We start from the raw sequence: 23,106 nt of genomic DNA on the forward strand, positions 1-23,106 counted from the left end.
AGAGTCTATAGTTCAATCGCGAAAAAGAGCGGAGTGCTGCAGGACGGTTGGTGCACGCGCAGCTCGCCCGATGGGCGCGCTCCGCGCCGGCTCGGAAACCTGTTAGCCTTTCGCGCAACGATCCCGCGCAGCGGGGCGAAGGGAGCGGCGTTGACCAGGTTTGCCATCATCGGCGGGACGGGCGCCTTGGGCGCGGCGCTGGCCGGGCGGCTGGCCGCACGCGGGCACGAGATCTGGATCGGCTCGCGCGACCCGGCCAAGGCGCGGGCCGCCGCCGCGGAGCTCGCCGGACATTCTGACTGCGTTGCGCATGGCGCCGGCGTAGCCGAGGCGGCGGCTCAGGGCGAGATCGTCGTGCTGACAGTCCCCTACGGCGCCCACCCCGAGACGCTGGAGCAGATCAGGGACGCCGCTCAGGGCAAGATCGTGGTCGATGCGACCGTGCCGCTGCGGCCGCCGAAAGTCGGAACGGTGCAGCTGCCGGCCGCCGGGTCGGCGGCCGTAGAGACCCAAGCCGCTCTGGGCGAAGCCGTTCGCGTCGTCTCCGCGCTGCAGAACATTGGCGCCGAAAAGCTGGCCACGGGCGGGCCGATCGAATCCGAGGTGCTGGTCGCCGGCGACGACGCCGAGGCGGTGGAGGTGGTCCGCGGCGTGCTCGCGGAGCTTGGCCTGAAGAGTTGGCACGTCGGACCGCTGGCCAACTCCGCGGCGGCCGAGGCCCTGACCTCGATATTGATCCAGCTCAACCGCCGCTACAAGCTGGTGCAGTCCGGTCTGCGCATTACAGGCCGGCCGAAGGATGCGCCGGAACGCGCAGCCGGAATCGCCATCACGCCGCTCTCGGGACTGCCCCTCTTCAAGGCCGGCGACGACCTGGCTGGCGCGCTGATCGCGGCGCTGGAGCCCATGGGGCTGCAGGAGGGCGACGTCCTCGTGGTGGCGCAGAAGGTGGTCTCCAAGGTCGAGGATCGGGCTGTTGCGCTGGCCTCCGTCGATCCAAGCGCCGGCGCGCGCGAGCTCGCCGCCAAGGCCGACAAGGACCCGGCCGTCATCGAGCTTATCGTCGCCGAGGCGCAGGAGCTGATGCGTGTCGTTCCTGGCGTGATCATCGCACGCCACCGAACCGGCCACGTCCTGGCCAACGCCGGCATAGACGCCTCGAACGTGCCGACAGACGGGGGGCCTGTGGTATTGCTCTGGCCGCAAGACCCCGACGCGAGCGCGCGAGCACTGCGCGTCGCGCTAGAAGCACACTTCGGTATGCGGATCGCGGTGATCGTCTCCGACAGCGTCGGCCGCGCCTGGCGCATGGGGACCACGGGACATGCGATCGGCGTCTCCGGGATCAAGCCCCTGCGCGACCGCCGCGGCGAGACCGACCTGTTCGGCCGCGAGCTCCAGGCGACCGTGATCGGGGTGGCCGATGAGCTCGCAGCCGCCGCGTCGCTGAGCATAGGTGAGGCCGCCGAGGGCACGCCTGCCGCGATCGTCCGCGGGGCGAGCTATGACCGCGACGAGGCGGACGTCGGGATCGGCGAGTTGCTCCGTCCGCTCGAGAAGGACCTGTTCCGGTGAAGGGCCACACCATCGCCCTCTGCGGCGGCGTCGGCGGCGCCAAGCTGGCGTTCGGCCTGACTCGGGCCCTGGCGCCCGACGATCTGACCATCGTCGTCAACACCGGCGACGACTTCATCCACCTGGGCCTACACGTCTCGCCCGATATCGATACAGTCGCCTATAGCCTCTCGGACTTGGCCGACCGCGAACGCGGGTGGGGCCTGGCCGGCGAAACCTGGGCCTTCATGGACTCCCTGAAGCGCCTGGGCGGCGAAAGCTGGTTCAACCTTGGTGACCGCGACCTCGCCATGCATGTGGAACGCACGCGCCGGCTCGCGGCCGGCGAGAGCCTATCGCAGGTCACCGCCACGCTGACGACGGCGCTGGGGATCGCGCACCGGGTCGTCCCAATGTCCGATGAGTCCGTGCGCACGATCATCCAGACCGCCGACGGGGAGCTGCCTTTCCAGCGCTATTTCGTCGGCGAGCAGTGCCGGCCGGTGGTGACCGGCGTGCGGTTCGCAGGCGCTGAGAGGGCGAGACCGTCTCCTGCCTTCGCGGCGGCCCTGGCGCGCTCGGACCTCGCTGCGGTGATCGTTTGCCCGTCAAATCCCTATCTCAGCATCGATCCGATCCTGGCCGTTCCGGGCGTGCGCGCCGGTCTGGCCGGTCTCTCGGCGCCGATCGTGGCCGTCTCTCCCATTGTCGGTGGCCGGGCGATCAAGGGCCCGGCCGCGAAGCTGATGCGGGAGCTGGGCGTCGAGCCCGGGTCGGCCGCCGTGGGGCGCCATTATGGCGGCCTGCTGGACGGGCTGGTGATCGACGAGACCGACCGTGCCGACGCCGCCGAACTTCGTGCGCTTGCGCTCGAACCACTCGTCGCCCGCAGCGTGATGAAGAATGACGAGGATCGCTTCCGTCTGGCCCGTGAGACAATCGCCTTCGCCACCGAGCTTGCCCGCCCCGCCGCGGGTTCGCGGAGGGTGTCATGAGCCTGCGCGTTGTCATCGCCGCTCGCGGCGGCCCGGCGGCCAAGTCGCGGCTGGCCGCCCGGCTCGCGGAGTCTGAGCGCGCCGCCCTGGCCGAAGCGATGTTGACCGACATGCTGGAAGCCCTGGCCGGCTGCGGATCGGTCGAGCGAGCATACGTCGTGACGCCCACCCCGGAGTTCGCGCGGCTCGCCGCCGACGCTGGCGCGGTGATCGTGTTGGAGCACGAGCCGCGCGGGCTGAACGCCGCCTTCGAGACCGCCCGGCAGCGGCTGGCCGCGCACAATCCCGAAGGTCTCGTCGCTCTGTTGCCGGGCGATCTGCCGCGCCTGGACGCTGGCGAAATGACCGAGGCCGCGAAACACGCGGCCGACGGCGCGATCGTGATCGTCCGCTCGCAATCGGACGGCGGGACCGGCGCGATCATTCAGCCGGTAGGCCTGGCGCTCCCGCTGGCGTTCGGTTCGGACAGCTTCCGCCGCCATTGCGGCGGCGCAGCTGGAATGGGTTTGGCCGTAGCCTCTCCGCGCCTCGCGAGCCTCAGCCAGGACCTCGACCGGCCCGAGGACCTCGATCGCCTGGCCGGCTCCGGAACTAAAGGTCGGGCCGCTGCGCTGGCCCGCGCCTTCCTCCCGCGACGAGGCGTGGCAGCGTGAACGACGGACAGCTCACCGATTGGCTGCTCGCCGCGCCGCTCGCGGAGATCACCGCCGCCGCCCGCGTGGTCCGAGACGCCCGCGGGCCGGAACGGCTGACCTATTCGCGCAAGGTGTTCGTCCCCCTGACGCAGCTGTGCCGCGACGTCTGCCACTACTGCACCTTCGCCAAAGCGCCCCGCGGGCTGCCCGCCGCCTACCTGTCGCCTGATGAGGTGCTGGCGATCGCCCGCGACGGCGCTGCCGCGGGTTGCAAGGAGGCGCTGTTCACCCTCGGCGACAAGCCGGAACTGCGCTACGCCGCCGCGCGGGAAGGTCTGGCCAAGCTGGGCTTCGAAACGACGGTGGACTATCTGGCCTTTGTCGCCGGACGCGTGCTCGTCGAGACCGGTCTGGCGCCGCACATCAACGCCGGCGTGCTGGCCGCCGAGGATTACGCCAAGCTTCGCCCTGTCTGTGGCTCCATGGGACTGATGCTGGAGAGCACGAGCGGGCGGCTGTGCGCCCGTGGCGGCCCGCACTTCGGCTCGCCGGACAAGCGCCCGGCGACGCGTCTGGCTTCCATCGCCGAGGCCGGCGCGGCCAAGGTCCCCTTCACCAGCGGCATCCTGATCGGCATCGGCGAGACGCGCGCGGAACGGATCGAGGCGCTGCTGGCGTTGCGCGACCTTCACCGCGAACACGGCCACCTGCAAGAAGTCATCGTCCAGAACTTCCGGGCCAAGCCGGGCACCCAAATGGCCGGCTGGCCGGAGCCTTCCGAAGACGAACTGGTCTGGAGCATCGCGGCCGCCCGCCTGGTCCTCGATCCCGAGGTCGCCGTTCAGTCGCCGCCAAACCTCAATCCTGGACGAACGCGAGCGCTGATCGAGGCTGCACTGGACGATTGGGGCGGCATCTCGCCCGTGACCATCGACCACGTGAACCCCGAAGCGCCGTGGCCGGAAATCACCACGCTTGCCGCCGAATGCGCCGCGCTCGGTCGGCCATTGGTCGAGCGCCTGACCACCCATCCGGCGTTCGTGCGCGCCGCCGAGACCTGGCTCGATCCCGGCGTGGCGAAGGCGGTCCGCCGGCTTGCCGACAGCGAAGGTCTCGCGCGGGACACGGACTGGAGCCCCGGCCTCGCCGACGTCGCGCCGGGCTCGCCCGCCCAGCCACTGGGCCACGCCCCAACGGTGCTCCGCTTGGTCGGCCTCGACGCAATTCTGGCCAAGGCGGCGCGGGCCGAAACGCTCACGCCCGCCGAGGTCGTTCGACTCTTCGAAGCTCGCGACGGCCAAGCCCGCGCTGTCGTCGAAGCGGCCGACACACTACGGCGCCAAGTGAACGGCGAGGCGGTGACCTACGTGGTCAACCGCAACATCAACTACACCAACATCTGCACCTTTAGTTGCAGCTTCTGCGCCTTTTCGAAGACCTCGACGAAGGCCGGAACCCGCGACAGGCCCTATGACCTGCCGCTCGACGAGATCGCAAACCGCGTCCGCGAGGCCCGCGTCAGGGGCGCGACCGAGGTCTGCCTGCAGGGCGGCATCCATCCGCGCTACACAGGCGAGACCTACCTCTCGATCCTGCAGGCGGTGAAAAGCGCCGAGCCGGCCATGCACGTCCACGCCTTCTCGCCTCTGGAAGTCAGCCAAGGCGCCGCCACCCTGGGCGTTCCCGTCGAGGCCTTCTTGCGCCGGCTGAAGGACGCGGGGCTTGGCTCCCTGCCGGGCACGGCCGCCGAGATTCTGCACGACGAAGTCCGCCGCCGCATTTGCCCGGACAAGCTGACCACGCAGGAATGGCTGGAGGTCGTCGGGACGGCTCATCGCATCGGCCTGAAGACCACCGCGACCATCATGTTCGGCCACCTGGATCACCTGGGGCATTGGGCGGCGCATCTTCTCGCAATTCGGCGGCTGCAGCTCGCCACCGGCGGCTTCACGGAGTTCGTGCCGCTCCCGTTCGTGCACATGCAGTCGCCGGTCTACCTGCGGGGTCAGGCCAGGCGCGGACCTACCTGGCGGGAGACAGTGCTGATGCATGCCGTCGCCCGCTTGGCCCTGCACGGCGCGATTGGTTCCATCCAGGTCTCCTGGGTCAAACTGGGGCTTGACGGCGCGGCGGCCTGCCTCAACGGCGGTGTCAACGACCTGGGTGGGGTGCTTATGAACGAGTCCATCAGCCGGGCCGCCGGCGCCGCACATGGTCAGGAACTGACCGTCGCCGACCTTGAACTCGCCGCAGCTTCGGCCGGTCGCCCGCTGCGCCAGCGCACAACGCTCTATGGCGAGCCCGCACCGGGCCTCACAGTGGCCGCCGCAGAATGAGCCCCGGCTACCGGCGCGCGATCCGTCTCAGCGCCGAAGTCGGCCGCGCGGTCGCCGAGATCGAGGACGACTTCCACCACTTTCTCGTCACCCTCGACCACGACGGGAGGAGGGTCACGGCGATCAGCGGCCAGACAATCCGCTACCCCTGGACGACTTGTTCGATGGCCGGTGGCGCGCTGGGCGCCCTTGCCGGCCTGCCGCTCTCCACCGATCCAACCGCGATCTACCGTTTCACCGATCCCATGGCCCAGTGCACTCACATGTTCGAGGTGGCGGGACTGGCGGTGACCCAGGCGGCTCGCGGCCTCGGCGCCCGACGTTACGACGCCTTCGTCGCCGATCCGGTCGGCGACGAGCAGGTCGCCGCGCTCGCCTGCGACGGCGCGCCGATGCTGAGCTGGACGCTGCAGGACGGGGTGATCGTCGAGCCGGCCGCTTTCGCCGGACACCGGGCGGGAGATCTCCGCAGCCGGAACCTCGCCCGCCTTCCGCACGAGACCGCCGAAGCGGTGCTCATCCTACGCCGAGCCGTTTGGCTGGCCGCTTCGCGGACCATGGACGTGGACCGCTTCGCGACGGCCGCCGACATGGGCCGGGCCGGCGTCTGCTTCACGTTCCAGCCGGGCCGGGCGGGCGGTGCTGTCCGCCGGCGCGGCTCGGTCCGCGACTTCTCCAACGGTCCGGGGCCACTGGGCCGGCGTCCCACATCCGAAAGGTGCCAAGAACCATGACCGCATCCATCGGCGCGCCCTCGTCAGACATCCTGATCATCGATGATCCCGCGCCGCACGTGCGCCGCCTGACGCTCAACCGGCCCGAGAAGCGCAACGCCCTTTCCAATGCGCTGCGGGCCGAGGTCTTCGCGGCGCTGGAGGCAGCCGACGTCGATCCCGATGTGCAGGTCTCGATACTGCGCGGCGCCGGGCCCTGCTTCTCTGCGGGGTACGACCTAGCCGGCGGGACCGCGCCGCCCTATCCGTTCCACACCGCCGGCGGCGTCGGGCACTGGTCGCGCCACGTCGTAGAGGGCTGCTTCCGCATCTGGGACCTGGCCAAGCCGGTGATCGCTCAGGTGCATGGCTGGTGCCTCGCGGGCGGCAGCGAGCTCGCGACCGCCTGCGACCTGGTCTACGTCGCCGAGGACGCCCAAATCGGGTACCCCCCGGTGCGGATGATGAGCCCGCCGGACAACCAGTTCCACGCCTGGCTATGCGGCCTGCGGCCCGCCATGGAGATGATGCTGACTGGCGACGCCATCGACGGTCTAGAGGCTGTGAGAGTGGGCTTCGCCAACCGCGCCTTCCCGGCCGCCGACCTGGACGCGCAGGTGCTGGCGATGGCTGAGCGCGTGGCCAAGATCCCCACCGAGGTGCAGCAGATGAACAAGCGCTCGGTGCACCGGGCGATGGAGCTGATGGGCCTGCGCGCCGCCATCCGCGCCGGCGCGGAGATCCAGGCGCTGGCGCTCACCACGCCCTCCAGCCGCGAAACCTTCGCCGCCATTCGCAAGAACGTGACGAAAGGCCTCTCCGAGCGGGACCAGGCGTTCGGCGACTACCGGACCAAGTCCTGAATTCCGCGCGGGGACGACGTCAGGCGCGCCTGCGTGGCTGGATGCCGCCGTGACGGGAGAATTCGACTCAAGGCCAGGCGTTGAGCGCCGTCGCCCGCTTCCACCTACCGCTTATACCCTCCGGACTTTTTTCTTTGGGCGCGCTAAGCGCGTTTTGAGGCCGTGAAAATGCTGCGTCGGCGAAGGCTCAAGTTCACCCGCTCTGACCACAGTTGGACACGCGCGGTGCGCAAGGCTATCTGCGGGACGACTGTGTGCAGGAACAATTTCTCCATGGACCTTCTGACCGGCCTGCGGGGCGTGGATGCATGATCGGCATGGGCAAGATGAGCCAGGGGTTTTGAGAGAACACCTCCGCCGAAACTCGCGCCCCGTGTCTGGCCGCAGCAATCGCACCGCATCAAAGCGTTGGTCGATGCAGGGTTCGCCAGTCGAATCCTGCCGTCAGGCGACTTGAGGTTTGGCCTCTGAAGTGTTTGCGGCGGGAAACCTGGAGGCCTATCGGCTCCCCAACGAGCGGCCTCTGCCGAAGGCGGCGCGTTTGCCGGTCACAGTGGTCGCCCTGACCAGCTCGGTCTTCAGCGCCACGCGGTTCGGTCGCGTCGCGCTGATTGCCGGCGCCGACCGCCGGCTCGCCTACATCTTCCTGACTATCTTCGTCCTGCTCCTCCTGCCCCCAGGCGCATGGCGGCTGTTGCGCGGCCCGCGGCCGTGCAACAGCGACTTCCCTGTTGAGCCCCAGACGGCGGCGGACTGAAGGCGCCATGACCACCGAAATCGAACCGTTTCAGGCGATCTCCATCATGCGCCTCGCCCAGGCCCTGCAGGCGGAGGGACGCTCGATCCTGCACATGGAATTCGGGCAGCCCTCCACCGGCGCGCCGCGCGAGGCGATTGCGCTCGCCCACCGCATCCTCGACACCGATGGCCTGGGGTACTGGGAGAGCCCGGCGCTGAAGGCGCGGCTGGCCCGCCACTACCAGGAGTCTTACGGCGTCGAGGTCGATCCGGAACAGTTCGTCCTGACCTGCGGGGCTTCGCCGGCCTTGGTTCTGGCGCTCGCCAGCAACTTTATGCCCGGCGACCGGATTGCGCTGGCCCGGCCGGGCTACGTCGCTTACCGCAACACCCTGCGGGCCCTGAATATGATCCCGGTGGAAATCCCTTGTGGAGCGGAAGTCCGCTACCAACTGACCGCCGCCAGCGTGGCTGAGCTCGATCCGCCTCCTGTGGGGCTGATCATCGCCAGCCCGGCCAACCCGACGGGAACGATCATCGCCGCCGAAGAACTCGCGGCGATCGCCAAGGTCTGCCGCGACCGGAACATCCGAATCATTTCCGACGAAATCTACCATGGCCTGAGCTACGTCGATCCCGCCCGCTCAATGCTTGAGTTCGAGCCGGAGGCGTTCGTCGTCAGCAGCTTCTCCAAATATTTCAGCATGGTGGGATGGCGACTGGGTTGGTTGCTGGCGCCCAAGGCGCGGCTGTCTCGCGCGCGGGCCTTCGTCGGCAACATGTTCCTGACGGCGCCGTCGCTCAGTCAGCATGCCGGCCTAGCGGCGCTCGACTGCCGTGAGGAGCTCGAGGGCCACGTGCAGGTCTACGCGCGAAACCGGCAGCTGCTGCTGGACGCCCTCCCCGACCTAGGCCTGAGCGCCATCGCCCCGCCCGACGGCGCCTTCTACATCTACGCAAACATCGCCCATCTCACCGACGACAGCCTCGCCTTCTGCAAATCCTTGCTGCGGGAGACCGGGGTCGCGACGGCGCCAGGCGTCGACTTCGATCCCGTCGCGGGCCATCATTTCTTCCGGATGAGTTTCGCGGTGTCGACGTCTCAGGTGGAGGAGGCGATTGCACGGATGAGACCGGTCCTCACCGATCCGGCGCGGCGGATTGCAAACGCCTAGCGACCCAGCTGGCCGCGACCGATCTCGACCGTTTGTTGGTGTCGAGACGATCTTAGGCGCGTTAGACTCCCCGCTATTGGGTCCCTAGCCGCGAGGTCGGCTTTGCGGCCGCCGTCCCAGCTGCGGCCTTGGCGGTGTCTGCCGCCACATCAGCGGCGGCCGCGGCATTGGACGCGGCCCTATTGGCGTCGGCAGCAGCGTCATTGGGCCGCCGACGCGGTCGCGACTGGCGCCTGGTCAGCTGCCGCAGCGGCGTGATCTTCCGTTTTGGGGGAGCAAGCTACAGCAGCGCCATGGCGACGCTGATCGCTGAAGTTCGTAGGAAACGTTCATTCTTCTGGAAATCGGGCTCGGAAGGAGGCGGCGTGGCGCACGCCGCCTCGCAGCGGAGGTCTGCCGACGCAGCCTTTCCGCACCGACTTACTTGCTGAAGGAGTGCCAGCTGCCGTGCGAGTAGTATCCACGATCGTCGTCGCGATCCTTGCGCCAATGGTAGTGGGCGTGCTTGTTCTGTTCACGCCAGGCGTCGTCGTGGAAGGTCACACCTAGGTGGGGGGGATAGGTTGTGTAGCGCTGGTTCACGCGCCAGCACTCGTTATACCGATTGCAGACCACGTCGGCCGAGGCCGGCACTGCGGAGACGGCGAGCGCGCCGCCAGCGACCGTTGCGATGAGGGTGCCGGTCGCCAGGAGTTTGTTCAGAGTCGTCATTCGAACTTCCTTTCATGAAGCGGCACCTCAAACGGGTCGCTCGGCGGCAGGTTCCAGCCCAGCCTCGCGGTCCCATGGGTTGGTAGTGCGTGGAAACCGGCAAAGACGAGGCGGCAAGGTGGACCGCCGCCGGCGGCGACCCCGTCCTGGACCTGACCGACCCGGCCCAGTGGGTTGAGCCACCGCGTGGCGACCGCTCGCTTGGATGGCGGCGTGCCTAGACGACGGAACCAGGGCGCAAGGCAGGGGTTTGTCTGGCGGGACGCCTGCGGAACCTCCATGCCCTTAGTACATCTGCTATCGCTCGCGACGGCGACCCCACCGCACAATCTCTATCAGGACGAAGTCCTGGAGGCGGCGAACGAGGTCTATGGCGTTCTCTTCCCCCAGTTCGAGCACATGGTCCCGGTCTTCAAGAACGCCGGGGTGCACGCACGCCAAGTGGCCAAGCCCGCCGAGTGGTACACGCAGACGCGCACCTGGGCCGAGCGGAGCTCGGTCTATGACGAGGTTGCGCTGGATCTCTTCTGCCAGGCAGCTGAGCGCTCGCTGGCGGAAGCGCACCTTACTGGCGGCGAAGTCGACATCATCGTCACGGTATCCACCACCGGGATATCGACGCCCAGCCTCGAGGCTCGCGCGATGGACCGGATGGGCTTCCGGCCCAACGCTGCGCGCGTGCCGGTTTTCGGGATCGGCTGCGCCGGCGGGGCCACGGGCATGGCGCTGGCGGTCCGACTGGCCGCGGCGCAACCCGGCTGCAAGGTTCTGCTGGTCTGCGTGGAACTCTGCTCCATGGCCTTTCGCCTGGAGGCCGTGACCAAGGCCGATATCGTCTCGGCGGCGATCTTTTCCGACGGCGCGGCGGCCTGCATGCTCTCGACCGGCTCGCAAGGCTTTGCTGCCGTGACCGGCTACGCCGAACACACCTGGCCCAACACCTTGGACATCATGGGCTGGCGCGTCGAGACGTCAGGCCTTGGCGTCGTCCTGGCCCCCGCCCTGCCGCCGTTCATCCGCAAAAAGATCCGGCCGGCGATGGAGGAGATGCTGGCCAGCCAGGGCCTGGCGATCGAGGAGGTCGACCGCTTCATCTGCCATCCCGGCGGCATGAGGGTGATTGAGGCTATCGAAACGGCCTTCGGTCTCGGCCAGGGGACCTTGGACTATGAGCGCGAGGTGCTGGCCGACCACGGCAACATGTCCTCGCCGACTGTGCTTTTCGTACTCGACCGCGCGCGCCGCCAAGGCCTGCCCAACCGCTCCGTGCTGACCGCTATGGGCCCGGGATTCACCGCCAGCACCGTGACCCTCGCCGCCGCATGATTGTGTCCGTCGTCATCCTGGCCCTGGTGACGGCGCAGCGGCTCGCTGAACTGGTCTTCGCCAGACGCAACACGCGACGGCTACTGGCCCGCGGTGGGATCGAACGGGGCGCGAAGCACTATCCAATGCTGGTCGGCCTGCATGCCGCCTGGCTTGCCGGGCTCTGGCTCCTGGCCTCGGACCGCCCGGCGAACCTCGCCTGGGTCGCGATCTATGCGGCGCTGGAAATACTTCGCACGTGGGTCCTCGCCTCCATGGCTGACCGCTGGACCACGCGGATCATCGTCGTTCCGGGCGAGCTCCTGGTGCGCAAGGGGCCGTACCGGTTCCTGCCGCATCCGAATTACATCGTTGTTGCGGGCGAGATCGCCGTCTTGCCGCTGGTCTTCGGCCTGACAGGCTACGCTGTCGCCTTCTCGCTGCTCAACGCCGCCATGCTCTGGCTGCGTATTCGAACGGAAGAAAAGGCCCTGGCGGAGGCTGCGTCGCAACCGCTCAAGCGCCGGCCTGATCGCGTTGCCCAGGCATAAGACTTCGGCACGAGGATTTTGCGTCCCGCGCGCGAAGGACACTGCCCGGACGTAGCGGCAATCCGGCGGCCATCCTTTCAGAACCCGCTAGGGGCGCGAGGCATGTTCGCGCCAAAACGAGGCGTGCATTTCGTCCCGACGAAGCCCGCCGATCGCGGCGGCCACGCAAGCAACAAAGGCCCCGAGCAGTAGGCCGAGCGCCATGAACAGTGAGAACTGAGCGAGGATGCTTGCCTGGCGTGCGGCATCGAGTGGGACGGCCGGCTCGACGCTCATCCCCGCACTGATGATCTCCGCTGGTGACGCCAGGACCAATGTAACGCCTGCCCCCGCAAGCGTACTGACCGCCCATACCAACAATCCGTGGGCGGTATCGCGAAAGTGGACCTCGTGAGTGTGGACGTTGAGCCACTTGGTCCGCAAGCGGCCCGCCAGATAGCCGCCGAGAGCGCTCGAGAGCACCTGCACCGCGATCATCGAGGAGCCGAGCAGCGGGGTGAAACCGATGAGCGCGGGCCGGGCGCCGGGCCATGGCGGCGCGATCGCCAAGCCAAAGCCGGCCAAAAGGGCGACGAGCAGGAACGACAGCGCCAAAGCCGCCACGGCGCCGGCGAAGACCGCGGGCCACGAGACGGCCGACTGCGGTTCGTCTCCCGGCAGACGCATCGATGGGTCTTGGTCCATTGGGCTTTCCCGCGGCTGGATCAGAAGTGGTGCGTGCAGAACGCCAGCAGGAGAATGATGGGCACGGGCACGCCGAGGAACATGAGGAGTATCGAACGCATGGACCTTCCTGACCGGTTCGGGATGGCGGCGCAAAGCGATAGGCCGCACGCCGCATGGGCCACTCGAACGCGGCGCGGCGCGGCCTGTTCCGGGACGGGGGGCGCCAATCGCGCCCGACCGAAAAACGCGGTTGCGCGGAACGCGCGGCGGCCCACGGCGTTGCTATGGTAGAGCTAGAAGGGCTGTTGGCGGGGGCATCGGCGGATCAGCATCTGCAAGCCGATCAGCCCCTCGCGGCAATCTCCAGCTCACCTGATCCCAGCCCGGGCCCCGGCCCAGATTCGTGAGCGTCGCATGTCCCAGGCCATGGCTCCCCGCCCCTCCTCCAAACTCGACAACCGCCAACTGCTCTCGGTCCTGCGAGCCTTCCGGCGGGGGGATTTCTCGGTACGCCTGCCCGGTGACCTGACGGGACTCGACGGCGATCTTGCCGAGGCGTTCAACGACGTGGTCGAACTCAACGACCGGATGAGCCAGGAGTTCAGCCGGCTTGGCGAGGTCGTTGGCCGCCAGGGCAAAATCAACCGGCGCGCGAAGGTTCCAGCGGCGACCGGCTCCTGGGCGGCGAGCGTCGATGCGGTAAACACCTTGATCGCCGACATGGTGCACCCAACCGCCGAGATGGCGCGGGTGATCGGCGCAGTCGCCAAGGGCGACCTCAGCCAGACCATGGACCTTGAGAACGAAGAACAGCCCCTGCGCGGCGAATTCCTGCGCATCGGCAAGGTCGTCAACACGATGGTCGGACAGCTGGGGTCGTTCGCCTCGGAAGTCACCCGCGTGGCGCGCGAGGTGGGCACGGAGGGCAAGCTCGGCGGACAGGCGAATGTCCGCGGCGTGGCCGGCACGTGGAAGGACCTCACTGACAACGTGAACTTCATGGCCGCCAACCTCACCGGCCAGGTGCGCAACATCGCCGAGGTCACCACGGCCGTGGCCAACGGCGACCTCAGCCGCAAGATCACCGTGGACGTCAAAGGCGAGGTCCTGGAGCTGAAGGACACCATCAACACCATGGTGGACCAGCTGAACTCCTTCGCCTCCGAGGTCACACGCATGGCGCGCGAGGTCGGCACCGAAGGCAAGCTTGGCGGTCAGGCCAACGTGAAGGGCGTCGCCGGCACCTGGAAGGACCTCACCGACAACGTGAACTTCATGGCCGCCAATCTGACCGGCCAGGTGCGCAACATCGCCGAGGTCACCACGGCCGTGGCCAAGGGCGACCTCTCCAAAAAGATCACCGTCGATGTGAAAGGCGAGATCCTCGAGCTGAAGAACACCATCAACACCATGGTCGATCAGCTGAACGCCTTCGCCTCGGAAGTGACCCGGGTGGCGCGCGAGGTGGGAACGGAAGGCAAGTTGGGCGGCCAAGCTCGGGTGGAAGGCGTCGGCGGCACTTGGAAGGACCTTACCGACAACGTCAACCTGATGGCCGACAACCTGACGGGCCAGGTCCGCAATATCGCCGAAGTCACCACCGCGGTCGCCAAGGGCGACCTCTCCAAGAAGATCACCGTCGACGTGCGCGGCGAGGTGCTGGAGTTGAAGAACACCATCAACACCATGGTGGACCAGCTGAACGCCTTCGCCTCCGAGGTGACCCGGGTGGCCAAGGAAGTGGGCACGGATGGCAAGCTTGGAGGCCAGGCCAAGGTGGGCGGGGTCACCGGGGCCTGGAAGGACCTCACCGACAACGTCAACCTGATGGCCGACAACTTGACGGGCCAGGTCCGCAATATCGCCGAGGTGACCACCGCCGTGGCCAACGGCGATCTCTCCAAAAAGATCACCGTCGATGTGAAGGGCGAGATCCTGGAGCTGAAATCGACCATCAACGTGATGGTCGATCAGCTGAACTCCTTCGCCTCAGAAGTGTCGCGGGTGGCGCGCGAGGTCGGAACGGACGGCAAGCTCGGCGGCCAGGCGAACGTCAAGGGCGTCGGCGGAGCCTGGAAGGACCTCACCGAGAACGTCAACTTCATGGCCGACAACCTGACGGGTCAGGTGCGCAACATCGCCGAGGTCACCACCGCCGTGGCAAACGGCGACCTCTCCAAGAAGATTACCGTCGATGTGAAAGGGGAGATTTTGGAGCTCAAGTCGACCATCAACACCATGGTCGATCAGCTGAACGCCTTCGCCTCGGAAGTCACCCGCGTCGCCAGGGAAGTCGGCACCGAAGGCAAGCTGGGCGGCCAGGCCAGGGTGGAAGGCGTCACCGGCACCTGGAAGGACCTCACCGACAACGTGAACCTGATGGCCGACAACCTAACGGGCCAGGTGCGCAACATCGCCGAGGTCACCACAGCCGTGGCCAACGGCGACCTCTCCAAGAAGATCACGGTCGATGTGAAGGGCGAGATTCTCGAGCTGAAATCGACGATCAACACCATGGTCGACCAGTTGAACGCCTTCGCCTCGGAAGTCACCCGCGTCGCCCGTGAGGTGGGCACGGAAGGCAAGCTCGGCGGGCAGGCGAATGTCCGCGGCGTAGCCGGCACCTGGAAGGACCTCACCGACAACGTGAACTTCATGGCCGGCAACCTGACCGGCCAGGTGCGCAACATCGCCGAGGTCACTACCGCCGTGGCGCGCGGCGACCTTTCCAAGAAGATCACCGTCGATGTGAAGGGCGAAATCCTCGAGTTGAAGAACACCATCAACACCATGGTCGATCAGCTGAACGCCTTCGCCTCGGAGGTGACCCGGGTCGCCAAGGAAGTGGGGACGGAGGGCAAGCTCGGAGGGCAAGCCCGGGTGGAGGGCGTCGGCGGCACCTGGAAGGACCTGACCGATAATGTGAACTTCATGGCCGCCAACCTCACCGGCCAGGTGCGCGGTATCGCCGACGTGGTGACCGCCGTCGCAAATGGCGACTTGAAGCGCAAGCTGACCGTCGACGCCAAAGGCGAGATCGCCTCCCTCGCCGACACCATCAACGGCATGATCGAGACCCTCGCGGTCTTCGCCGACCAGGTGACGAACGTCGCCCGCGAGGTGGGGATCGAAGGCAAGCTCGGCGGCCAGGCCCGCGTGCCCGGCGCGGCTGGCCTGTGGCGCGACCTCACCGACAACGTCAACCAGCTGGCCGGCAACCTGACCACCCAGGTGCGCGCCATCGCCGAAGTGTCGACGGCGGTGACCAAGGGCGAGCTTACTCGTTCGATCACTGTCGAGGCGTCCGGCGAGGTGGCGGCGCTCAAGGACAACATCAACGAGATGATCCGCAACCTGAAGGATCAGACGCTGAAGAACACCGAGCAGGACTGGTTGAAGACCAATCTGGCCCGCTTCACACGCATGCTGCAGGGCGAGCGCGACCAGGCGACCGTGTCGAACATGGTGCTCTCCGAGTTGGCGCCCCTGGTCAACGCGCAGCACGCCGTCTTCTACGTCGCCGACCGTGACGAGGGCGACGAACCGGTCCTCACGCTTGCAGCTGCCTACGCCGCCGCCGCGCCTGAGAACCTCGCCTCGCGGGTGCGTTTCGGCCAGAGCCTGATCGGGCAATGCGCCAAGGAGAAGGAGCGCATCCTGCTCACCAATGTCCCAAGGGGCTATGTACGGGTGAGCTCGGGCCTGGGGTCCGCCGCGCCGCTCAACATCATTGTCCTGCCGGCGTTGTTCGAGGGCGACGTGAAGGCCGTCATCGAGCTGGCGACCTTCGGGGAGTTTTCCGAGACCCACCAATCCTTCCTGAGCCAGCTGATGGAATCCATCGGCATCGTGCTCAACACCATCGCCGCCAACATGCGGACCGAGGACCTCCTCAAGCAGTCGCAGCTGCTGACGTCGGAGCTGCAGGCGCGCCAAGAGGAGCTGACCGCCACCAACGGCACCCTGGAGCAGCAGGCGGCGTCGCTCCGGCAGTCGGAGGAATTGCTTCGCGCCAAGCAGGAGGAGCTGCAACAGACCAACGCCGAGCTTGAGGAGAAGGCCGTCCTGCTATCGGCGCAGAACACTCAGGTGGAGGCCAAAAACCGTGAGGTCGAACAGGCCAAGCTGGCGTTGGAGGAGAAGGCCGAGCAGTTGGCGCTGACCTCGAAATACAAGTCGGAATTCCTGGCCAACATGAGCCATGAGCTGCGCACGCCGCTCAACAGCTTGCTGATCCTCTCAAAGATGCTCAGTGAGAACACCCAGGGAAATCTCTCTTCGAAACAGGTCGAGTTCGCCAAGAATATCCATGCTGCCGGCTCCGACCTGCTCGGCCTTATCAACGACATCCTCGACCTCTCAAAGATCGAGTCCGGCACAGTCACCCTCGATATCGGGGAGACGTCATTCGCTTCGCTGCGTGAGCAGATGAACCGAACCTTCGCTCAGATCGCCCAGGACAAGAAACTGGAGTTCGCGATCGAGGTCGGCGAGACCCTGCCGCCGTCCATGTACACCGACGACAAGCGCCTGCTGCAGATCATCAAGAACCTGCTGTCCAACGCCTTCAAATTCACCGCCTCGGGCGCCGTGCGGTTCAAGATCGATCGGGTCGAAGGCGGCTGGACGCCGGCCAACGAGCACCTGAACAACGCAGGTCAGGTCCTGGCATTCTCCGTCGAGGACAGCGGCATCGGCATCCCCGAGGACAAGCAGCGGATCATATTCGAGGCGTTCCAACAGGCGGACGGCACGACCAGCCGCAAGTACGGCGGCACCGGGCTTGGCCTGTCGATCAGCCGCGAGATCACCCGCACCCTGGGCGGCGAGCTGAAGGTGGAAAGCGAACTCGGTCGCGGCAGCACGTTCACCCTCTACCTGCCCCTCAACTTCAGCCCGACGCCACAGGTGGGCCACCCTGGTCGCGCCATCACGGTGCGCGCGCTCGCAGCAGAGCCCGAGGACACCGTCCTTGCGTTCGTGCCCGACGACCGCGAGCAGCTCTCTCCCGGGGAGGCGGTGATCCTTATCGTCGAGGACGATCCGCGGTTCGCGGGCATCCTCTTGTCGCTCGTGCGCGACGCCGGCTTCAAGGGCGTCATCACCCGCGACGGCGCCGCCGCGCCCGGGTTGGCGCGCCGCTTCTCGCCGCAGGCGATCATGCTCGACATCGGCCTGCCGGATATGGACGGCCTGGCCCTGCTCGACCTCCTCAAGCGCATGCCGGACACCCGCCACATCCCGGTCCACGTGATTTCCGCCGACGACCAGGCCGGGCTCGGCGTCGCCATCGGAGCCTTCGGAGTCACCGCCAAGCCGGTCGACCGCGAGGGCGTCGCCTCGAGCCTCGATCAGGTCCGCAGGCTCTCTGCCGGCGCCGAAAGGCGGGTGCTGCTGCTGGGGTCGGAAGGCTCGGTCGCCGCGACCCTGAAGGCCAACTTCGGCGAGGTCACCCGGGTGGCGACCCTGAAGGCGCTCGCCAAGACCGCGCCCCAGATTGGTGACTGCCTGATCATCGAAACCTCGGCGGCGCCCATCCCGGTGCTGGTTGAGTTCCTGAAGACAGGCTCGGTGATCGCGGTGCTCTACGCGCCCGGCGAGATCAGTGCGGCCGACGAACGGCGCCTGCGAACGGCGGTTTTCCGCGGCCACGCGCGCCTGGCGCGGACGCCGGACCAGCTGTTGGAGCAAGCCACCCTGCTCCGCCCCGAGCCCACCGATCAGCTGCCGGAGGCGATCCGCCTCAGCCTGGCGGCGGCCTGCAAGCACGACACCATCCTTCGCGGCCGCACCGCCCTGGTGATCGATGACGACATCCGCAACATCTTCTCCATGGCCAGCGTGCTCGAGGAGTTCGGAGTGGACTTGCGCTACGCCGAAAGCGGCCGTGCCGGCCTCGACCTGCTTCGCCAGCAACCGGACGTCGATATCGTGCTGGTCGACATCATGATGCCGGACATGGACGGCTATGAGACCATGCGCGAGATCCGCTCCGTCCCCCGCTTCGCTGACCTGCCGATCATCGCGGTCACCGCCAAGGCGATGAAAGGCGATCGCCTAAAGTGCATCCAGGCCGGCGCCTCGGACTATGTCTCCAAGCCCGTGGACATCGATCACCTGATCTCGGTCATGCGGGTCTCGCTGCAACGGACGGACGCGGCGCGGATGACGGAACACCCCGAACCCGCCCTGCCGGCTGGCGCCGCCTAGCCATGACGTTGAGCACCGTCTTGCCCCGTCCGGGCCTGAGGGCAAAGATTCTGATCGTCGACGACGACGAGCGGAACGCCTTCGCCGCGCGCGAGGCGCTGGAGTCGCTTGGCCATGAACTGGTCATCGCTCGCTCCGGCCCAGAGGCGCTCCGCACCCTGCTCGGCGAAGACTTCGCGGTGATCCTGATGGATCTGCATATGCCCGGCATGGACGGCTACGAGGCCGCCCGGCTGATCCGGGAACATCCGCGGACACGCGATACGCCGATCCTTTTCGTCACTGCGGTCTTCCGCGACGAGGCGCATATCTTCCAAGCCTATACCGTCGGGGCGGTCGATGTGGTGTTCAAGCCCGCGGATCCCTTCATCTTGCGCTCGAAGGTCTCGATCCTGGTGGACCTGCACCTGAAGACACTCGAAGTGCGCCGCCAAGTGGACGAAGGCCGCCGGTTGCTGGCCGAGAACGCCCGGGTCAGCGCCGAGAAGGACGCCGCCGAGGCGGCGCTGAGGCAAAGCCGCCGACGTCAGGAGGTGATCCTGCAATCCCTTCCTATCGTCTTTCACGCCCGCTCCTCTAAGCCGCCTTACCGGGCGCTTTTTGTAAGCGACGGCGTCGAGCAACTCACCGGCTTCGCGGCATCGGCCTTCACAAGGAAGGCCGCGTTCGGCTTTTCGCGGGTCCACCCTGAAGACCGCGCCCTGGTGGAGCAGTCCATCGAGCACGCAAGGCAGACCGGCGCCTACAGCTGCGAGTATCGCTGGCGTTGCCGCGACGGGACCTATCGGGTGTTCCTGGACCAGGGCGTGCTCGACCCGGACTCGAGCACCGAGGAGCGGGAGGTTTTCGGCACCCTGCTCGACGCCACCGACAGGCGTTCACTTGAGGAACAACTCGCCCAGGCGCGAAAAATGGAAGCGGTCGGCCAGCTCACCGGAGGGGTGGCCCACGACTTCAACAACCTGCTGACCGTGGTGCTGGGGAACGCAGACATCCTGCTGCGCCGGGCCGGGGACGATGCGCAGTTGCAGCGCCAACTCTCGGCGATCCGCTTCGCCGCCGAGCGGGGCCAGACCTTGACCGGCCAACTGCTGGCCTTCTCCCGCCAGCAGCAGCTGGAGCCCACGGTCATCGAGATCAACGCACTGGTCGGCGCCTTCACGCCGCTGGTCCAGCAGGCAGTCGGGGACGGCGTCACGATCGAGCTCGACCTGGCCGAACCCTCAGCGCGGGTCAATGTCGATCCGGCACAGCTCGAGGCCGCGCTCCTAAACCTTGCCGTCAATGCGCGCGACGCAATGGGCAAGGTGGGACGGCTGACCATCAGCGCCGCGCCGGCTCCGAGCGCCAGGGGCCGGCCGGCCGAGGTCAGGCTCGCGGTCGGCGACACTGGCCAGGGGATGAGCGCGGAGGTCGCCCGCCGGATCTTCGAACCCTTCTTCACGACCAAGGACGTGGGCAAGGGCTCGGGCCTTGGACTGTCGCAGGTCTATGGGTTCGTCAGCCAGTCCGGCGGACGGGTCAACGTGATCTCCGCCGCCGGCGAGGGAGCGGTCTTCGAACTCTTCCTGCCGCTCACCGACGCGCCGGCGGCAGTTCGCCCCGCCCCCATCCCGCCTCACACGCTTCGGGGCGGCGGCGAACGAATCCTCATCGTGGAGGATGATCCGGAGGTTCTCACCCTCTGCGTCGATATGTTGACTGAGCTCGGCTACGCCTGCGCGACCACAACGAACGCGCAGGCCGCCCTGGAGCTGCTGAGCGGCGAACAGCCCTACGATCTGCTGTTCTCCGATGTGGTGATGCCCGGCGGCATGAACGGCATCGAACTCGCGCGCCGCGCCCAGCACCTGCGGCCTCGGCTACGCCTGCTGCTCACGTCCGGCTATCTGGGAGACGACATCGCCACGGAGCCGCACGACTTCCCCCTGGTCGCCAAACCCTACCAGCGCGACACTCTCGCCGTCCGGCTGCGCGAAATCCTGGACGCACCCCTGGCCTCGCCGCGGACGCTACGCCCGGCCTGGGCCTGAGACGCGGAGGCCTCGTTTGCTGCTGCAACCGGGAACGACCTGCTGGAAGTGCGAGAAGGCCTCGCGCGCCGCATTGCTCATCGACATGGAAGCCTATTTCGACGCCGCCATGGAGGCGATGGGCCGGGCCAAACACTCAGTCCATCTGCTCAACTGGGCCTTCGAACCGCAGACGTTCTTCCATCCGGGCCCCAACTGCACGGGCAAGGAATCCGATCGCATCGGCAACTTCCTGATCGCGCTATCAAGGAAGCCGAACCTGGATGTGCGTGTGCTGTGCTGGAAGTCGGCGATGCCGGTCGCCGCGACCCAGCACTTCTTTCCCCTGATGGACCGAAGGGTATTCGCAGGCACGAACGTGAAGTTCGTCCTCGACGGCAAGCTTCCGGCGGGCGCGTGCCACCACCAGAAGATGATCGTGATCGACGACGCGCTCGCCTTCTGCGGCGGCGGGGACATCGGGCCAGATCGGTGGGACACCCCTGAGCACCTCGACGACAACCCGCGGCGCGAGAAGACCCGCCGCGACAACAAGGACTTCGACAGCCGCCATGAGGTGATGGGGCTCGTGGAGGGCGCGGCTGCGAGCGCGCTGGGCGAGCTCTTCCGATCACGCTGGCTGCGCGCGACGGGCGAGTCCCTGAATGCCTGCCCGCCGGTCCGACGCCCCCGGTGGCCCGGCAAAATCGCGCCAGCCTTCGCCGACATCGACGCCGGCGTCTCACGCACCGGCGCGGCCTGGCGCGACTATCCTCAGGTGCGCGAGAACGAGGACCTGCACATCGCCGCGATCCGCGCGGCGAAGGCCTGCATCTACATGGAGAACCAGTATTTCACCTCGCCGCTGATCGCCGCCGAACTGGCCAACCGGCTTCGTGAGCGAGGCGGGCCAGAGGTCATCCTGATCTCCACGGAGCACTCACCCAGCTATTTCGACCAGCTCACCATGGACCGAACACGGCTGACGTTTCTTCAGACACTGACGACAGCGGACAAGCATGGCCGCCTGCGGGCCTACAGCCCGGTGACCACGCTGGGACGCACGATCATCGTGCATGCGAAACTGACCATCGTCGACGACACCCTGCTGCGGATTGGCTCGGCCAACATCAACAACCGCTCGCTTGGGTTCGACACCGAATGCGACCTGTCGCTTGAAGCCGCCGGCCTTAGCGGATCGGCCAATCGCGCGGAGATCATCCGGCTTCGAAACAAACTGCTCGCCCATTGGCTGGGCTGTCCTGCCCCTTCGATGGAGGAGGCGATCCGCGGGGCCGGCACCGTGGGCGCCGCGTTGGAAATCCTTCGGGAGGGCGGCTACTGCCGGCTTCGCCCGCTCACTCCGAAGCCGCTCGGACCGTTGGCGGCCTTCATCGCCGCCTACCACCTCGGCGATCCTGTCGGACCTGAAGACGCGTGGCGTCCGTGGAAGCGGCGCAAGGCCGCAGCCGCCGACACCAGGACGAGCCGAAAGGCGATCGCGGCGGTGGCGGCCTAAGGCGCTGATCGACGTCGGTCCGAGCGCGGATCCGAAGGTGGGGCCGCAAATTATCCGGGGCTTTGCTCGCACAAAACCTGCTGGCCTGCGTTGCAGTCAGGGGGTCTTTCCTCGCCTTTCAACGGAACACCGCAAGATGGCCACATCCAAGCGCCCGCAGGCGTCCTGCTCAACGGCCCTGCGCGATGCGCTAGGCTTCGACCTAAGGCGCCGCGCCAGCGGGGCGACGGGGAACGGGCTCTGGCCAAGGCGGGTTGCTCATGGGCTCCTATGACGCGGTGGTCGTTGGCGCCGGGCCTGCGGGTCTGACGGCGGCGATCTATCTCGGACGGTTTCGGAGGCGCGTTCTGGTGCTGGGCGCAGGCCGCTCCCGCGCGAGTTGGATTCCAGAAAGCCATAACACGCCAGGCTTCCCCGATGGCGTGGGTGGGCCGGAATTCCTGGAGCGCCTTACCGAACAGGCCGCTCAGTTCGGCGTGGAGATGCTCGAGGCGCGGGCCGAGGAGCTCGCGCGCGTAGGCGCGGTTTTCAAGGTGTCCGGCCCGGCCGGCATCGAAGCCTCAGCTGTGCTGATGGCCACCGGCGTCGTGGATCGCGTGCCCAACCTGCCTGGCCTTGAGGCCGCCGTGCGTCGCAGCGTGGTCCGCATGTGCCCGATCTGCGACGCCTATGAGGCGATCGGCGAGCGGATCGCCGTCCTCGGCAATGGCGGCAATGCCGAGCGGGAGGCAGCCTTCCTGAGGACATACTCCGACGAGGTGACCTTGATCGCCGAGCAGGCTGGCGACCTGGAATTCACACAGGCCGCGGTCAAGTGGACCAGCGCCGACGGCGCGCAAAAGACCTTTGACCGGCTCTATCTCGCCCTCGGCTGCGAGCCACAGTCGGCCCTCGCTGCAGCTTGCGGTGCCCGCTGTGACGCGTCTGGGAACCTAGTCGTCGATGGCCACCAGATGACCTCGGTGGACGGCCTCTTCGCAGCGGGTGATGTGGTTCGCGGATTGAACCAGATCGCCGTGGCCGCGGGCGAGGCCGCCATTGCGGCGACGGCCATCCACAATCGTCTTCGGGGCGTGAAAGTTTAGCGGCCTGCCGTGCGTGGCCGGAACCCTAGCTTCAGCAG

The 23,106-nt window shown here is 67.3% G+C and carries 16 protein-coding genes; 14 read left to right on the forward strand and 2 right to left on the reverse strand.

Annotation, left to right across the window (positions count from 1 at the left end):
• Positions 1-150: 150 nt before the first annotated feature.
• The 8 genes from cofE to VGI62_RS09690 all read left to right on the forward strand — a co-directional run bounded on the left by cofE (position 151) and on the right by VGI62_RS09690 (position 9,009).
• Positions 151-1,575 (forward strand): coenzyme F420-0:L-glutamate ligase, encoded by a 1,425-nt coding sequence (cofE, locus tag VGI62_RS09655; RefSeq protein ID WP_331504267.1) that lies wholly within the window; start codon positions 151-153, stop codon positions 1,573-1,575.
• Positions 1,572-2,549 (forward strand): 2-phospho-L-lactate transferase, encoded by a 978-nt coding sequence (cofD, locus tag VGI62_RS09660; protein ID WP_331504268.1) that lies wholly within the window; start codon positions 1,572-1,574, stop codon positions 2,547-2,549. Before cofE ends, cofD begins: the two co-directional genes overlap by 4 nt.
• Complete coding sequence (gene cofC / locus VGI62_RS09665; protein ID WP_331504269.1) at positions 2,546-3,202, forward strand: 2-phospho-L-lactate guanylyltransferase; 657 nt, start codon at positions 2,546-2,548, stop codon at positions 3,200-3,202. Before cofD ends, cofC begins: the two co-directional genes overlap by 4 nt.
• Positions 3,199-5,520, forward strand: coding sequence for a 5-amino-6-(D-ribitylamino)uracil--L-tyrosine 4-hydroxyphenyl transferase CofH (cofH, locus tag VGI62_RS09670; RefSeq protein ID WP_331504270.1), 2,322 nt, complete (start codon positions 3,199-3,201; stop codon positions 5,518-5,520). The genes cofC and cofH overlap by 4 nt, the downstream gene beginning before the upstream one ends.
• Positions 5,517-6,254, forward strand: coding sequence for a hypothetical protein (locus VGI62_RS09675; RefSeq protein WP_331504271.1), 738 nt, complete (start codon positions 5,517-5,519; stop codon positions 6,252-6,254). Before cofH ends, VGI62_RS09675 begins: the two co-directional genes overlap by 4 nt.
• Positions 6,251-7,096, forward strand: coding sequence for an enoyl-CoA hydratase-related protein (locus VGI62_RS09680; RefSeq protein WP_331504272.1), 846 nt, complete (start codon positions 6,251-6,253; stop codon positions 7,094-7,096). Before VGI62_RS09675 ends, VGI62_RS09680 begins: the two co-directional genes overlap by 4 nt.
• A gap of 460 nt (positions 7,097-7,556) precedes the next feature.
• Entirely contained in the window at positions 7,557-7,853 is a 297-nt protein-coding gene (locus VGI62_RS09685) for a hypothetical protein (RefSeq protein ID WP_331504273.1), read from the forward strand.
• Between the two features lie 7 nt (positions 7,854-7,860).
• Entirely contained in the window at positions 7,861-9,009 is a 1,149-nt protein-coding gene (locus tag VGI62_RS09690) for a pyridoxal phosphate-dependent aminotransferase (protein WP_331504274.1), read from the forward strand.
• 420 nt (positions 9,010-9,429) lie between these two features.
• Here VGI62_RS09690 and VGI62_RS09695 read toward each other — a convergent pair whose 3' ends face one another.
• Positions 9,430-9,720: a hypothetical protein gene (locus tag VGI62_RS09695; RefSeq protein ID WP_331504275.1), complete on the reverse strand. Its 291-nt coding sequence runs from the start codon at positions 9,718-9,720 to the stop codon at positions 9,430-9,432.
• A 279-nt stretch (positions 9,721-9,999) separates the two neighbouring features.
• On the opposite strand from VGI62_RS09695, the gene VGI62_RS09700 reads away from it, so the two are divergent.
• Together VGI62_RS09700 and VGI62_RS09705 are read left to right on the forward strand one after the other, a co-directional pair.
• A complete protein-coding gene (locus VGI62_RS09700) occupies positions 10,000-11,046 on the forward strand; it encodes a type III polyketide synthase (RefSeq protein ID WP_331504276.1) in 1,047 nt (348 codons plus the stop codon).
• Positions 11,043-11,576: an isoprenylcysteine carboxyl methyltransferase family protein gene (locus VGI62_RS09705; RefSeq protein WP_331504277.1), complete on the forward strand. Its 534-nt coding sequence runs from the start codon at positions 11,043-11,045 to the stop codon at positions 11,574-11,576. The genes VGI62_RS09700 and VGI62_RS09705 overlap by 4 nt, the downstream gene beginning before the upstream one ends.
• Positions 11,577-11,663: 87 nt before the next feature.
• On the opposite strand, the gene VGI62_RS09710 is transcribed toward VGI62_RS09705, so the two are convergent.
• Positions 11,664-12,260, reverse strand: a complete 597-nt coding sequence (locus VGI62_RS09710) for a hypothetical protein (RefSeq protein ID WP_331504278.1) — start codon at positions 12,258-12,260, stop codon at positions 11,664-11,666.
• Positions 12,261-12,656: 396 nt separating this feature from the next.
• On the opposite strand from VGI62_RS09710, the gene VGI62_RS09715 reads away from it, so the two are divergent.
• The 4 genes from VGI62_RS09715 to VGI62_RS09730 all read left to right on the forward strand — a co-directional run bounded on the left by VGI62_RS09715 (position 12,657) and on the right by VGI62_RS09730 (position 23,068).
• Complete coding sequence (locus VGI62_RS09715) at positions 12,657-18,452, forward strand: HAMP domain-containing protein (protein ID WP_331504279.1); 5,796 nt, start codon at positions 12,657-12,659, stop codon at positions 18,450-18,452.
• 2 nt (positions 18,453-18,454) lie between these two features.
• Complete coding sequence (locus VGI62_RS09720) at positions 18,455-20,485, forward strand: response regulator (RefSeq protein WP_331504280.1); 2,031 nt, start codon at positions 18,455-18,457, stop codon at positions 20,483-20,485.
• Between the two features lie 16 nt (positions 20,486-20,501).
• A complete protein-coding gene (locus VGI62_RS09725) occupies positions 20,502-21,983 on the forward strand; it encodes a phospholipase D-like domain-containing protein (protein WP_331504281.1) in 1,482 nt (493 codons plus the stop codon).
• A gap of 260 nt (positions 21,984-22,243) precedes the next feature.
• The gene (locus tag VGI62_RS09730; RefSeq protein WP_331504282.1) at positions 22,244-23,068 is read left to right on the forward strand and encodes an NAD(P)/FAD-dependent oxidoreductase; all 825 of its coding nucleotides are present in this window, start codon (positions 22,244-22,246) and stop codon (positions 23,066-23,068) included.
• The last annotated feature ends 38 nt before the right edge of the window (positions 23,069-23,106 follow it).

Origin of the sequence: Phenylobacterium sp., from assembly GCF_036495085.1 — a bacterium.
Lineage (GTDB): Bacteria > Pseudomonadota > Alphaproteobacteria > Caulobacterales > Caulobacteraceae > Phenylobacterium.

Bases quoted from the DNA above. Each gene is read 5' to 3' on its own strand.
- VGI62_RS09720 (WP_331504280.1), top strand. From the start codon at position 18,455: ATGACGTTGAGCACCGTCTTGCCCCGTCCGGGCCTGAGGGCAAAGATT.
- VGI62_RS09705 (WP_331504277.1), top strand. From the start codon at position 11,043: ATGATTGTGTCCGTCGTCATCCTGGCCCTGGTGACGGCGCAGCGGCTC.
- VGI62_RS09680 (WP_331504272.1), top strand. From the start codon at position 6,251: ATGACCGCATCCATCGGCGCGCCCTCGTCAGACATCCTGATCATCGAT.
- VGI62_RS09700 (WP_331504276.1), top strand. From the start codon at position 10,000: ATGCCCTTAGTACATCTGCTATCGCTCGCGACGGCGACCCCACCGCAC.
- VGI62_RS09675 (WP_331504271.1), top strand. From the start codon at position 5,517: ATGAGCCCCGGCTACCGGCGCGCGATCCGTCTCAGCGCCGAAGTCGGC.
- VGI62_RS09690 (WP_331504274.1), top strand. From the start codon at position 7,861: ATGACCACCGAAATCGAACCGTTTCAGGCGATCTCCATCATGCGCCTC.
- VGI62_RS09730 (WP_331504282.1), top strand. From the start codon at position 22,244: ATGGGCTCCTATGACGCGGTGGTCGTTGGCGCCGGGCCTGCGGGTCTG.
- VGI62_RS09695 (WP_331504275.1), bottom strand. From the start codon at position 9,720: ATGACGACTCTGAACAAACTCCTGGCGACCGGCACCCTCATCGCAACG.
- cofC (WP_331504269.1), top strand. From the start codon at position 2,546: ATGAGCCTGCGCGTTGTCATCGCCGCTCGCGGCGGCCCGGCGGCCAAG.
- VGI62_RS09715 (WP_331504279.1), top strand. From the start codon at position 12,657: ATGTCCCAGGCCATGGCTCCCCGCCCCTCCTCCAAACTCGACAACCGC.
- VGI62_RS09710 (WP_331504278.1), bottom strand. From the start codon at position 12,260: ATGGACCAAGACCCATCGATGCGTCTGCCGGGAGACGAACCGCAGTCG.